The sequence below is a fragment of the Lactobacillus melliventris genome (assembly GCF_013346935.1).
GTDB lineage: Bacteria > Bacillota > Bacilli > Lactobacillales > Lactobacillaceae > Lactobacillus.
Genome location: NZ_JAAEEB010000005.1, coordinates 99,184 through 112,143, shown reverse-complemented (window position 1 = coordinate 112,143; position 12,960 = coordinate 99,184). Strand labels below are relative to the sequence as shown.

Below are 12,960 nucleotides of genomic sequence, written 5' to 3'. Positions count from 1 at the left end.
CTGACTTAGCTTAGCAGGGCTGATTTGATAATCATGCCAAAGATGATAGATTTCAATTTTATCTTGTTTAGATAATTTAGACATAAAAATGACCCCCAAATTTGTCCTAAATTTGGGGGTCATATCATTAAAGCTCTTTTTTTATTAGAAATATTTTTGATCATTTTAGTCCCTTCTTTAATGTAGCATGCTACATTTTTGCTAATAATAATTAGAAATTTGCAGAAATTTTATTTAAGACTTGTTCAAGTTCTGAAATTTCTTGCTTTGACAAGTCCTTAGTAATGCGCTTATTAATGTTTGTCATAATTGTCCGGATCTTAAAAATATTTTTGTCAATTAAATTAAAGCCTTCATTTGAAAGTTCTAACACAATTTGCCTTTGATCATTTTCTAAACGCGAAGTAGCAATTAATTTATTTGCTTCTAAGCGTTTAACTATTCCTCGAATTGTAGGATGACTTAGCACAAATGCATCTGCCACTTCTTTTTGGGTAATTTGCCGTGCTTTTGATTCATATAAATAAATCATCAGAGAAATTTGGGCACCTGTTAAAGAATAATCTCTAAATATTTCTGCAAACTGCTTGTTTAATTCCTTTTCAATCAAAGTATTCGCAATTTTAATTTTGGGACCAATTCGGTTCAAAAAAGCTGTCATATAATTTCCTTAGAAGTAAATCTCATACTAATATTTTATCATACTGTAGTATACTACACTTTTTTTGTAATTAACATCTTTTTAAAACTCAATTCTATAAAATTGGTCCAACCACGAGTGTGGTAAAATTAAAACACTATACTAATAACAGAAAGGTCAAAAAGCAGTTATGAAAGACGAACAAGCTCCAGCATCATATCCCAAGATTTCTAGTAAGCATCACATGAAAATTCACTGGAAACAGTTTTTTAAAAGCTCTGATGATACTTTAGTCAAGGATATTACTCTGGTAGAAAAAGGATCTTTAGTCGGCAGAATCGGTATAATGCTGCTGCAATGTGGCACTGGAGCCTGGCGTGTGCGCGATTCGATGAATACCATTGCACGGGCACTCAAAATCACTTGTTCAGCAGACATTGGCTTAGTAACTATTAGCTATACCTGCTTTGATGTTGATAACAAGTCATACTCGCAGACACTTTCTTTGCCAGCTACAGAAGTCAATATGAATAAGTTAAATGAAATGGAAGATTTTGTCCGCAAATTTGAAACTGAAAATGATTATTGGACAATTGGAGCAGTTCACCATAAATTGAATCAAATTGAGCGCCATACTCAAAATTATCCTTTAATCATTTCCGCTTTGAGCGCCGGCCTGGCGTGTGCTAGTTTTATTTTTTTACTTGGTGGTGGCTTGCCAGAAATGTTTTGTACATTTTTAGGCGCTTTGGTTGGTAACTATTTACGTCAACTAATGGGTAAAAAGAAAATTACACTTGTTGCCAAAATAGCTGTCGGTGTGGCGGTTTCCTGCGCGGTGTATTTCCTTTGTTTTAAATTAGGAACAATAATTTGGGGTTGGAGTAGTAATCATGCTTATGGTTATATCGGCTCAATGCTCTACGTCATTCCCGGTTTTCCTTTTATCACTTCTGGTCTTGATATGTCAAAACTTGATATGCGTTCAGGCCTTGAAAGACTGGCCTATGCTATCTTAGTCGTTATGATTGCTGCCATGGTAGGCTGGGGTACGGCTACCATGCTCAACTTATCACCGGGTGCTATGCCAAAACTAAATCTTAATCCGGCTTTACTGACAGTGCTTAGAATAATTGCCAGTTTTTGTGGCGTTTTTGGCTTTTCAATTATGTTTAATGCTAAATTATCAATGGCAACAGTTGCTGCCGTGATTGGTGCTCTGGCAAATACCCTGCGTTTAAGTCTAGTTGAATTTAACCATGTTCCAGCCGCTCTAGCAGCATTCACCGGAGCATTATTAGCAGGACTAATTGCCAGTTTTGTCCGCGATAAAGTTGGTTTTCCCCGTATTGCGATCACTGTTCCCGCAATTGTTATCATGGTTCCCGGCTTATACATGTATCGCGCTGTCTTCAATTTTGGCATTACTAACATTAATGTCGGTGCTTATTGGATTATGGATGCTTTGATGATTATTACTGCCCTGCCAATCGGTTTACTTACCGCCCGCATTTTAACAGATGCAAAATGGCGCCATTGCGACTAAAATACTTAACTAAATTTTTAATTATTTTACCTGACTAGATTTTTAGTTAGGTATTTTATTAGGAACATATATGCTAATATTACTTAATTTGTTCGTTTTTTACTCTATTTTTATTATAAAAATTGTGCTAAACTAAAATAAAAAGCAAAAATTAAGAACATTGTCTAAGGAGGATTACATGAGTTCAGTCGTTACACCAGAATTTACCCGGGGCTTGCCTAAAGCCGAATTGCATTTGCATATCGAAGGAACATTAGAACCGGAATTGAAGTTAAAGTTAGCCAAACGTAATCATGTGGATATAGGACAAACTACAATTGAAGATGTCCAAAAGACTTATAATTACCATGATTTAGCATCATTTCTAGCCGTCTATTATCCAGCCATGAATGTTCTACAAACTGAAGAAGATTTTTACGACTTGGCCTGGTCTTATTTAACTAAAGCTGCCGCCAACAATGTTCGGCATGTAGAACTATTTTTTGACCCCCAAGCTCATACTAGCCGCGGTATCCCCTTCGAAGTTGTACTCAATGGTCTTTATCGAGCTACTGTTGATGCACGGGCATTAAACGTTGACGCTCACCTAATCATGTGCTTTTTACGTGATTTTTCTAAAGAATCTGCTAGAAAGACCCTGCAGGAAGGTCTCAAGTACCGTGATAAGATAATTGGCATTGGACTTGACTCTGATGAGCATAACAATCCGCCACTAAAATTTGCCCGCCAGTTTGAAGACGCAGCTGCGGCTGGACTGCACATCACTACTCACTGCGACATTGATCAAAAAGATTCAATTGAACATATTCGTCAGGCTTTAGAAATTATGGAAGTTGAACGGCTTGATCATGGCACCAACATTGTGGAAGACCCAGACCTGGTTGAACTAGCCGCCAAAAGACAGATTGGCTTAACTTCTTGTCCGTTATCTAACAGCTTTGTTTCACCGGAAATGAAGGGTAAAGAAGTAATCGATCTTTTGAATGCAGGAGTAAAAGTTTCCATTAATTCAGATGACCCTGCTTACTTCAAAGGCTACATCAGTGATAATTATTATGCTTTAGCACAAAAATTTGATCTGTCACAAGATCAAATTGTGCAACTTGCTAAAAATTCTTTTGAGACCTCTTGGATCAGTCAGCGCCAAAAGCAATTATATTTAGCTGAAGTAGACCAATTTGTAGCACAATTTAATTAAGTTTCGACTGTAAATATCACACAAAAAAAGGTAGAGTTTTTTCTACCTTTTTTTGCTACTACGATTTTCATACCTTAAATTAATTGAATTAAATTTAACGTCAGTTTGACCAATTGCTCTTAAACCGATTACTACACCTGTAAAAGGAGAATCACTAACTTCATTAGTAAAATGTCTGGTTAGCATACTGGTTTTAGCAATTTCAGTTTCATTATCCTTTAAAATCACACAATAATTTTCTTGCCTCATTTTTAAAATAAATCTGATTATTTTGCCTTTTAGTTTTACCTTTAGCTTCTGCTCAATTTTCAGGTCGCTATCTCGTTTGCCTATTTGAATTGTATTTTGCTCAGCATTATACAAAACTGCAAAATAATGTGTGTCATCTTTATACACAGTTAATCCGGCTAAACTCGCTCTCAGCTCTTCAGCCTTTAAGCAAAAAGAGAATTCACCGTTAAATTCAGTTTGCGCAAAACCAATAAAAGAAGGTACAAGTCGGCTCACCTGAGACATTTTAAGAGGCAGCATATTGGCCTTTAATGTTAATTTGTTTCTTACAAGCTGGTAATCAGGTAATCCCGCCACAGAAAGCAAATTATCTGCACTAAAGTTTTCCTCACTATGCGACTGCAAATTAGTTTTTAATGGCGTGGCCACATTAACTGTTGCCTTGCCCATTTTTTCATTTTTATTAACTTCAATTTTGTTGGCATCCCAATTGACAGGCAATAAAATTGTCTCACGTCCTAGTAAGGTACGATGAATATGGGGCGGCTGTCTGGTCGCAAGTGCAACCAGACAGAATCTTTCTTCATCTATTTGAACTATATCCGCATGACCAACGCATTGAAGCTCATTTTTATAATTACGGTTTGTCAAAATGGGATTATTTTTTACACTATGGTAAGGCCCATTAATGTTATCAGCAACTTGCATAGTTACCATATGGCCTGAACGAGTTCCTCCTTCTGCTAACAGGAGCCAAAATTTACCATATTGATAATAGATATGAGGGCCTTCAGGATCACGACCCCCAGTGCCATAACTAATTATTTTTTCCTCACTTAATATTTTTCCAGTATCCGGATCTAGCAAAAATTGCATTATTTTACCAGCTTCTGTCATTTGCAGATAACATTTATCATTCAAAAAGATTAAGGAAGGATCAATGCCGACTCCTTCTTTTAGCCAAATAGGCTGCGACCAGCCTTGAGTGGGAGTTCTGGTTTTGACAATAAAAGTGCCTCTGGGTACAAAAGCACAAACAATATAAAAAATACCATCATGAAAACGAATAGTAGGGGCAAAAGCGCCAAGAGAATTTTTAAGATTACTATACGGATAATATTTTGCAGTGCTTTTATCTATCACGTGACTTACCAAGCGCCAATTTAGCAAATCCTTGCTTTGATAGACCGGTAATCCGGGTAGAAACTCAAATGTTGAGGTAACTAAATAGTAGGTATCGCCAACTTTACAAATACTGGGGTCAGGATGAAAACCTCTTAAAACTGGATTTTGATATTTCATAGTTATTCTTTCTTAATTAACTTTTTACTAATCAACTAAGGTAAAACCCTGTGCCAAACAGTCCCGTGAATTACTACCGATATATAGAGAAAATTCTCCGTTTTCTAAAATTTTTTCACCTGTATTATCAAAGAAAGTCAATTGCTTAGGACTAATATTAAAGCTGACTGTTTTTTCTGTATGTGCCTTGATCTCGACCCTCTTAAAATCAATTAGCCTCTTTACCGGCTGCACAATCGTGGCTACTTTGTCGTGCATATAAAGCTGAACTGTTTCCTCACAATTCCAGTCACTATCATTTTTAAGCACTACTTTAGCTACAATTTGTTCATCATGATGCAGTTCTTTTTTATCTAACGTCATCTTTTCATAACTGATATGACCATAAGATAGGCCATAGCCAAATGGATATAGAGGTTCAGCAGGAGCATCCAAATATTTTGATAAAAAGCGGCCAACATGTTGCGAATCATGAACAGGACGGCCAGTTGACAAGTGATTGTAATAAAGCGGTTCTTGTCCTGAACTGTATGGAAACGACATTGTCAGCCTTCCAGAAGGATTGGCTTTGCCGAATAAAATATCAGCAATTGCTGCTCCACCTTCGGTTCCGGGGAACCAGCACTCAAGTATACTGTCAACTTTGTCTTTAACGTTCGTTAACACTAGTGGGCGGCCACTAATAATTAAGAGAACTACTTTTTTACCCAAAGCAGAAATTTTATTGATCAAATCTAACTGATTAGCTGGCAAAGAAAGATTCGTCTTTGAACCCGCTTCTCCGGCTTCAAGAGTACTTTCTCCCATTGCCAAGATCACAACATCTGATTCTTGGGCTGCTTGAAGTGCCGATTTGTTATTATTCTTTTCTTCCTCTTCAGTTGAAATGACCTGAGAAATTGCTTCATCAGAGGGAAAACCCATTTCTTTCAGCATCTGACGACTGCGATTAATATCTGTTCCTTTAGCGGTTTTAATATCGGGCACATAGCGTTTCAATCCCTCATAAATTGAAACGCTGTCTTTAGGTTCACCATGTACAGCCCACATTCCTAGCAAAGAATGTTCGGTACTGTATGGTCCTATCAACGCAAATTTCTCATTTTTGTTAAGTGGTAAAACGTTATTTTTATTTTGGAGCAGTACCACGGCTTCTGTAGCAATTTTTCTGGCCAGATTCCGTTTATCTTCGGATAAAACACTGGCCTTTTCTCTAGCAAGCGATGTTCCCCGATAAGGATCTTCGAACAAACCAAAGTCATTTTTCAATGATAAAACGCGCCAAACGGCTGCATCAATTTTCTTTTCGTCTAATTGACCATTAGTTACCAGCTGCTTTAAACCGTTAGCATAACACGGCGATTTCATATCTATGTCGACAGTAGCATTCAAAGCTTTATAGGATGCATCAACTGTATTTGCAGCAAATCCATGTTTAACCAGTTCATAAATTGAAGCATAATCGGAGATAATGATGCCCTTAAAGCCCCAAGCTTTTCTGAGCAAATTATCTAACAATCTCTTATCTGCAGTTGACGGAACGCCATTTAAAGCTGCCAAAGAAGTCATTGCTAATTTAGCACCAGCTTTTACTGCTGCTTTATAAGCAGGCAAATAATTCTGATAAAGGTTGCTAATTGACATATCAACGGTATTATATTCTCTGCCAGACTCAACTCCACCATAACCGGCAAAGTGCTTAAAGCAGGCTGCTACTCCTTTATTGTCCTCTATTTTTTCCTGAAAACCTTCAACCATTGCTTCAGCATATTTAGAATTTAGGTATGGATCCTCACCGGGAGATTCTAAGACCCTGCCCCATCTGGCATCATGCACGGTATCAAGCATAGGAGCATAAGCAACTTGAATACCAGCAGCTGAAGCTTCATCGGCCGCTGTAGCAAAAGCCTTCTTTATAATTTCTGGGTTCCAAGTTGCACCTAAGCCTAAGGGAATTGGATAAATTGTTTTATAACCATAAATTACATCAGACATAAACATGACAGGAATATGATGCGGCTGTCTGGCCATCTGTTGGTCCTGTACTTTTCGAGTAGCCTCAGCTCCCGCAACGTTGAGCACCGAGCCGGTTAAGTCGACCATTTCCTGTGAAATACCTAATTTATCTCTTGGACCGTATGAAATATCGTTTGCTTGAAAAAATTCCCCTGATAATTGAATTAACTGCCCAATTTTTTCGTCAAGGCTCATTTCCTTCAGCAACAGTTTTAATTGTTTTTCTTCCATAATATATACCTTCTAATGAAAAAGAGGTTGATTGCAACCTCTTCTATTATATAGTCTATTTAGCTGCATTTTGTTCTTGTGCTAAGGCTTTCTTATCGGCTCTTCTAAACCACGGGTACCATAGAATAGGCGAAATTACTAACTGAATCAGTAGAACCAAAATAACAATTGAAATATGTCCCCCTAATAATGCGTGCACGCCCAGTGGCAATCCAAATACTGCCTGAGCACCCGTACATCTGGCAACTATGCCTACTTTGGTTAATAAGCCAGCTATCATGACCACAATAGCATTATTTGTCACAAACGGCACAAAGAAATCAAAATTAAGAACTAATGGAGTACCAAAAATTACAGGCTCAGTAATTCCAAATAAGGCAGGCACAATTGAAATTTTACCCAAAGTCTTATATCTCTGACTCTTAGCAATAAAAAGCATTAGTAAAACTAGACCTAAAGCTGTTCCTCCCCAAGTGTAAAAATTAAAGAAGGCATAGCCATAAATGTTAGGAACAGGACGACCGGCTTTGTATGCTGTTAAGTTTTGCATATCAAGTGCCATCCAGATAGGAACAACAATTGGTGTAATTACATTTGTACCGTGAATACCAAAGAACCAGACTAATTGTTCAATTAAACAAATTAGAACCATAGCCCAGAATGAACCACCAATATGCTGTAAAGGTGCTTGAATAATAGTAAAAATTAGTTGATGAAAACTGCCAAATGGAGTCACACTAAAGCCTAAGGCAACAATTGCAAAGAATACACCTAATAATAAAGTAGGGATTAAAGCGGCAAAAGTATCAGATACCATTGGCGGAACCCCAGCCGGCATTTTAATAGTCCATTTGTGCTGCTTCATGTAAACATATGATCTACCCACAACAATACCAACTATGATTGCTGAAAAAAGACCATCTGCGCCAATCCAGGTAACTGGAATTGCTGCAACATTTTTGATATTTCCAAGTGGTGTAATGATCAAAAATGACATTAACGAAATTATACCTGCGCTGGTGCCGTCATCATCTTTGAGAAACATCTCCGCAATGTGTTTAGCCATCAGAAACGCAACATATAAAGCAATAGCACCAATAGTTACTGAATTGACAAAACCCATAATTTTTGCCAACTGCAACATTTTCCACTTGCTGGCATAAACGGCAATCAAAGTCGCAAAAGACCCGATGATCATCGGCCCTAAGGTAGCCATCATTGCGCCCATAACTGCTTGCAGGTATTTATTATTTCCTACCCTGTCAAACCACGGTTGCATTCTTTGAAAAAACTTTGTCATCTTTTCTTTCATAAAAAACTCCTCCTTTTTGCTCCCGTTATTTCATTAATTATGGTAAAGCGATTTCAGATGTGTTAAAATACATTTTCCAGAGGAAAAAGCTGTAAAATAATGACCTTCCATTATAACATTATGCGAGATGATAACAATGTCCTATATCCAACATGAAAAAATCAGCAATTCTAAAAAGTTGCCTTTTAAAATATTTAATTTTCACGCTCATAATTTGAATAGGGTAATTCCTTTACATTGGCACCAAAGTACTGAAATACTGTACTGTGCTCAGGGTAAACTCGAAGTAAAATTAAAAAATCAAAGCTACTTGTTGGGCAAAAATGATTTTGTGGTAATTAATCCCTATCAAATTCACTCAACAAAAAGCCCACAACAAAACTGGGTATTATGTATTCAATTACCACTGCCTTTTTTAAGCGAGATAACTAATAAAGAATTTTTACATGAATATGTTTTTAACGCTAATTCATGCATTGAAAAGTCAGAGAATGACCAAGAACTAATTGCAACATTTGCCAGCATTATTAGTTTACAAAATAAAAAAAGCAACTTAGTTACTAACCTCAAAATTATGACAGAGGTGATAAACGTCATTCGCATTCTGACTGAATACTATGCTCAAGAAAGTAAAACAATCGAAGAAGAGAGTAACATCAACTTTATAGAAGAGCTTACTAAATTTATATTAAAGAACTACCAGCATGAGTTACGAATCAATGATATTGCGCAACACTTTTGCTATTCAAATGGTTATACTTCAAGGCTAATAAAGAAAAATTTAGGTACTTCCTTTTCCGACCTTTTAAGATTAGTCAGAATTAACAAGGCAATTGATTTGATGAACTCTTCCTCCAAGTCTTGGTTAGAAATCTCTGAATTAACAGGCTTTATGACATATCGTAATTTATATAATGCTTTTTATTCCGTCTACCAAATATCACCTAGTCAATTTAAAAAGCAAAATAAGTAACATATTTTTTCATTTAACCAAAAAAAGACTAACTTATTCAAAACTGAAGTTAGTCTTTTAACTTGGGGGTATTATTTTTTTATTTTTAGGAATTATTTTTGGCTTTTTTATTCCTTAGCCGCAATTGCTTTGATTGCATTACGACCTGAAAAGATACAATAACCTGCATGTGTACCAGGAACATTAACACCATAAGTATCACCATACAGAACAGCAGAACCGTCACCACCAATAGCATATAAGCCTGCAATAGGTCTGCCTTTAGTATCAAGTACTTCATTATTGATATTAACACGAAGGCCGTCACCAGTAGTATAGGCACCAACACCTAATTCAATGGCGTAAAATGGACCCTTGCCATCAACTGGCAACAAATATTTGGCCGGTTTATGAAAATCGGTATCTTCACCGTTTGCCGCCATCTCATTGTAGTGTTTGACGTAAGCAACTAAGTTAGGAGTAGCAATTTCTTGAGCTAGTTCCTCCAGCGTTGCAGCTTTGTGCAAGTACTGGTGACCTTCTTTTTCAGCCTTGGCAATGTCATCACGCAAAGTTGGGTACCTGTCTTCTGGAACAAATGGCTTCATTGACCTTGGGTAAGATTTATCAGTAAAGTCATCCAAAATCTTTTGACTAAAGATGCAGAATACCCGATCTTGGCGGTTCATTGCGTTACCTTCGTTAGCCCAGTTTACAACTGCTGCACTTTCATCGACAAAACGCTCGCCTAATTCATTAACCCACATTTGCGGCTGGTCACAAACTGAACTCCAGATAGCTGTCCCCCATAACTTGAAAGATGGGACAGTCTTATCTTTTAGTTGGCCGCCAAACATCATTGCCATTCCGGTAAAGTATTTTTTAGCGCCCAGCTTCCAGGCCAATCTCAAACCGTCTCCCGTATTTTTACCAGAGTTAACTGGAATAATGTTATCAGGATTTTGATGAGGCGTACTTTCTAATAATTTTTGGTCGTTCAGATAACCACCTGTAGCCAAAACCACGTTTTTAGCAGTAACAACTTGAGTAGTTTTTTCTACTACATTAGTCAGAGTAACATCATAAGTGTGGTCAGCATTTTGTTTTAAGTCAGTTACCCTAGTTAAAGTAAGAATCGTGATGCCCTTTTTCTTAGCGTATGGCTCTAAGCCATTATGAATAGCATCATGACCCCTGCCTTTAAATAAATGCCAGGTCCGGGCACCGGAACCCAGGTTTGCTACCATACCAATTACGGCACCATGGTCTTCAAGCCAAGAAACATTTTTACCGGCATTGTCGATATATTTTTGCCACATTTTGCCGTCTGCCTTGTAATGCGAATAAGTCAGTTCTTCTTTAAGCAAATCTTCCTTGTTCAGAACCGCGTTATCCTTTTTTTGCAGTTCTGAATCAGCAGCAAAAACACCTTCAACATAATTGCCAGTGCCACCAGTTGTTTTACCTTTTTCAACCAGCAAAGTTTGCAAATTATTGTCAACAGCTTCATCTGCGGCAGCAAAGCCAGCAAGACCAGCGCCAACAATTACTACATCATATTTTTCTTGTGTCATATTCTCCTCCTCAAATAAAAAATTAAGTACAAACCAGTTTTTAAAATTTATACCTGATTATATAAAACTATTTACCGGCTTTAGCAGTTTCCGCCGCATCAATTCCGGCTAATCTACCAGAGATATAAGCAAAGCCTAAAGTACCACCTTCAAAGTCAACATAAGCCTTGCCATACATTCCAGATGCATCGGCACCAGCTACGTAAAGGTTAGGCACAGGTTCGCCTTTTGCAGTTAAAGCATGCATTTTTTCATCAATTGTGGCACCGCCAAGAGTTCCAAGGTTACGGGCAATAAATTTCACAGCGTAAAATGGTCCGTTTTCAACCGGAATCATTCTCTTGGTATCAGAGAAGAACAAGTCATCTTCACCCTTCTTCTTAGCGTCATTGTATTGCTCAACCGCTTTTTGCAGATTTTCTTTGTTAACACCCATTTTTTCAGCTAATTCAGTAATTGTATTACCAATAAATACAACGTTAGTTGCAGCCAGCTTATTTAACAGTGCAGTAAAGTCTGTCTTTTCATGTTCATGCTTAATATTTTCTTCAGTATCTGTTGGATAATTAAATTCCATGTAGAACTGGCGATGGTTCTTCCACTTGCCATAGTGATCTTCAATTGCAACTGTCCCACCTTCTTTGATCTTATCGAGCATTGCCTGATCAAAGACAACGAATTCAGTTTGTTGTGGTTGTTCTGACAATTCAGCTCCATGAACAGCAAAGTCTAATGCATGGGTTTCGCTGGCATAACGCTGACCACGATTATTAACACGCAAGTTTGGAAAGTCAGCTAGCGCATTAAGAGGCATCCAGTTGGGGCCGACAAGTTTAACCATTTCACCGATATCTTTATTGCTAAATGTTTGCCAGAAGTAATGAGTTGAGCCGTTGATATGATGAGCGGTTCCTGCATCCCAAGCCATGTTCAAGCCGTCACCGGTATTTTGCAAAACTTGTCCTTGCGTGCTGACATCACCCAAGTATTCCTTGCGCATTTCAGGGTTACCACCAAAGCCACCTGTAGCAATAACAACTTTCTTAGCATTAACGTGAAGAGTTTCTTCGTCGCTTTCAGCAATTAAACCAACAACTTTGCCATCATCTTGCAGCAGTTTTTTGCCAGCAAAGCCAAAGTACATCTTGCCGCCAATTGACTTGAATTTTTCAATCAATTTAGTTACTGCCTTAGTGCCGCCTTCTTGATAGCCATGAAGGGTAGCCGGCATACCAATGTGATCGTAACTGCCGCCAGTACCAGCATCAACCAATTTCATGATTGCGCCGTTTTCATTTAACCAATCAACGGTCTTACCTGATTCATCGATAATGCGGCGCACAAGAATTGAATTCATGTAGCCTTGAGAAGCGTCCATGTATTCGTCATAAAGCCACTTCTTGGAAACGACTGCATCTTGGTCTTTTTGTTGTTGACTGTCTCCTGCAAACATTCCTCCGGCAAACGTACTTGCACCAAGTGGAGAAATAGTTTTTTCAAATAAGGCAACGCTAGCGCCATGTTGCCGCGCAGCTAAAGCAGCTGCCACGCCAGCACCACCGGCACCAACTATGGCGACGTCAACGTCAATAGTTTCTTCTTTCTTACCGGTATTTTGACCACCATTTTCTTTAAGAGCATCGTAGTCAACACCGGCTTTATCAAGGGCTTCTTTTACACCCGCAATAATACCGCGAGAAGTTTCGGAAGCTCCAGAAACAACATCAACATCAACTGATTGCTGGTCAACAATCTTTTGGGCCATCTTCTTAAATGCATTGTCAGCCAAACTGTCTGGCGCATATTTATCCAATGGTTTAACATTAACGATTTTATCTGTGTCAACCTCAACTTCAAGGTTAATTTGACTTTCTTTACCTTGACCCGAGCCAGTGTATTTGCCCGGATTTGCAGTTATTTTTTTGGTCATTACAAAATTCCTTTCAAAATCAAATCAA

General features: G+C 37.9%; 9 protein-coding genes. 3 read left to right on the top strand and 6 right to left on the bottom strand.

The features are described from left to right. Nucleotides 1–211 precede the first annotated feature (211 nt). Complete coding sequence (locus GYV61_RS06260) at nucleotides 212–661, bottom strand: MarR family winged helix-turn-helix transcriptional regulator (protein WP_174795196.1); 450 nt, start codon at nucleotides 659–661, stop codon at nucleotides 212–214. 169 nt (nucleotides 662–830) lie between these two features. Between GYV61_RS06260 and GYV61_RS06255 the strand changes: the two genes are divergently transcribed. Both GYV61_RS06255 and add read left to right on the top strand, forming a co-directional pair. After that, nucleotides 831–2,186, top strand: a complete 1,356-nt coding sequence (locus GYV61_RS06255; RefSeq protein WP_174795195.1) for a threonine/serine exporter family protein — start codon at nucleotides 831–833, stop codon at nucleotides 2,184–2,186. Nucleotides 2,187–2,364: 178 nt separating this feature from the next. After that, entirely contained in the window at nucleotides 2,365–3,384 is a 1,020-nt protein-coding gene (gene add / locus GYV61_RS06250) for an adenosine deaminase (protein WP_174795194.1), read from the top strand. A gap of 42 nt (nucleotides 3,385–3,426) precedes the next feature. Here the strand turns inward: add and GYV61_RS06245 are convergent, their stop codons facing one another. Genes GYV61_RS06245 through GYV61_RS06235 form a run of 3 tightly spaced genes read right to left on the bottom strand, consistent with a single transcriptional unit; the run spans nucleotide 3,427 to nucleotide 8,476 of the window. Beyond that, nucleotides 3,427–4,917, bottom strand: coding sequence for a glycoside hydrolase family 43 protein (locus GYV61_RS06245; protein ID WP_174795193.1), 1,491 nt, complete (start codon nucleotides 4,915–4,917; stop codon nucleotides 3,427–3,429). A 27-nt stretch (nucleotides 4,918–4,944) separates the two neighbouring features. Next, nucleotides 4,945–7,164 carry a beta-glucosidase BglX gene (gene bglX / locus GYV61_RS06240; RefSeq protein WP_174795192.1) on the bottom strand — a complete coding sequence of 740 codons (2,220 nt, stop codon included), beginning with the start codon at nucleotides 7,162–7,164 and terminating at the stop codon, nucleotides 4,945–4,947. A gap of 55 nt (nucleotides 7,165–7,219) precedes the next feature. Then, complete coding sequence (locus tag GYV61_RS06235; RefSeq protein ID WP_110446591.1) at nucleotides 7,220–8,476, bottom strand: PTS sugar transporter subunit IIC; 1,257 nt, start codon at nucleotides 8,474–8,476, stop codon at nucleotides 7,220–7,222. 136 nt (nucleotides 8,477–8,612) lie between these two features. On the opposite strand from GYV61_RS06235, the gene GYV61_RS06230 reads away from it, so the two are divergent. Then, nucleotides 8,613–9,449: a helix-turn-helix domain-containing protein gene (locus GYV61_RS06230; protein WP_174795191.1), complete on the top strand. Its 837-nt coding sequence runs from the start codon at nucleotides 8,613–8,615 to the stop codon at nucleotides 9,447–9,449. Between the two features lie 107 nt (nucleotides 9,450–9,556). Here the strand turns inward: GYV61_RS06230 and GYV61_RS06225 are convergent, their stop codons facing one another. Together GYV61_RS06225 and GYV61_RS06220 are read right to left on the bottom strand one after the other, a co-directional pair. Then, complete coding sequence (locus GYV61_RS06225) at nucleotides 9,557–11,002, bottom strand: vinyl phenol reductase (RefSeq protein WP_174795190.1); 1,446 nt, start codon at nucleotides 11,000–11,002, stop codon at nucleotides 9,557–9,559. Nucleotides 11,003–11,069: 67 nt separating this feature from the next. Next, on the bottom strand, nucleotides 11,070–12,932 hold the full coding sequence (locus GYV61_RS06220) for an FAD-dependent oxidoreductase (RefSeq protein ID WP_174795189.1): 1,863 nt from the start codon (nucleotides 12,930–12,932) through the stop codon (nucleotides 11,070–11,072). Nucleotides 12,933–12,960: the final 28 nt, after the last annotated feature.

Coding starts and splice junctions, on each gene's coding strand:
- GYV61_RS06260 (WP_174795196.1), bottom strand. CDS start 661: ATGACAGCTTTTTTGAACCGAATTGGTCCCAAAATTAAAATTGCGAAT.
- GYV61_RS06255 (WP_174795195.1), top strand. CDS start 831: ATGAAAGACGAACAAGCTCCAGCATCATATCCCAAGATTTCTAGTAAG.
- add (WP_174795194.1), top strand. CDS start 2,365: ATGAGTTCAGTCGTTACACCAGAATTTACCCGGGGCTTGCCTAAAGCC.
- GYV61_RS06245 (WP_174795193.1), bottom strand. CDS start 4,917: ATGAAATATCAAAATCCAGTTTTAAGAGGTTTTCATCCTGACCCCAGT.
- bglX (WP_174795192.1), bottom strand. CDS start 7,164: ATGGAAGAAAAACAATTAAAACTGTTGCTGAAGGAAATGAGCCTTGAC.
- GYV61_RS06235 (WP_110446591.1), bottom strand. CDS start 8,476: ATGAAAGAAAAGATGACAAAGTTTTTTCAAAGAATGCAACCGTGGTTT.
- GYV61_RS06230 (WP_174795191.1), top strand. CDS start 8,613: ATGTCCTATATCCAACATGAAAAAATCAGCAATTCTAAAAAGTTGCCT.
- GYV61_RS06225 (WP_174795190.1), bottom strand. CDS start 11,002: ATGACACAAGAAAAATATGATGTAGTAATTGTTGGCGCTGGTCTTGCT.
- GYV61_RS06220 (WP_174795189.1), bottom strand. CDS start 12,932: ATGACCAAAAAAATAACTGCAAATCCGGGCAAATACACTGGCTCGGGT.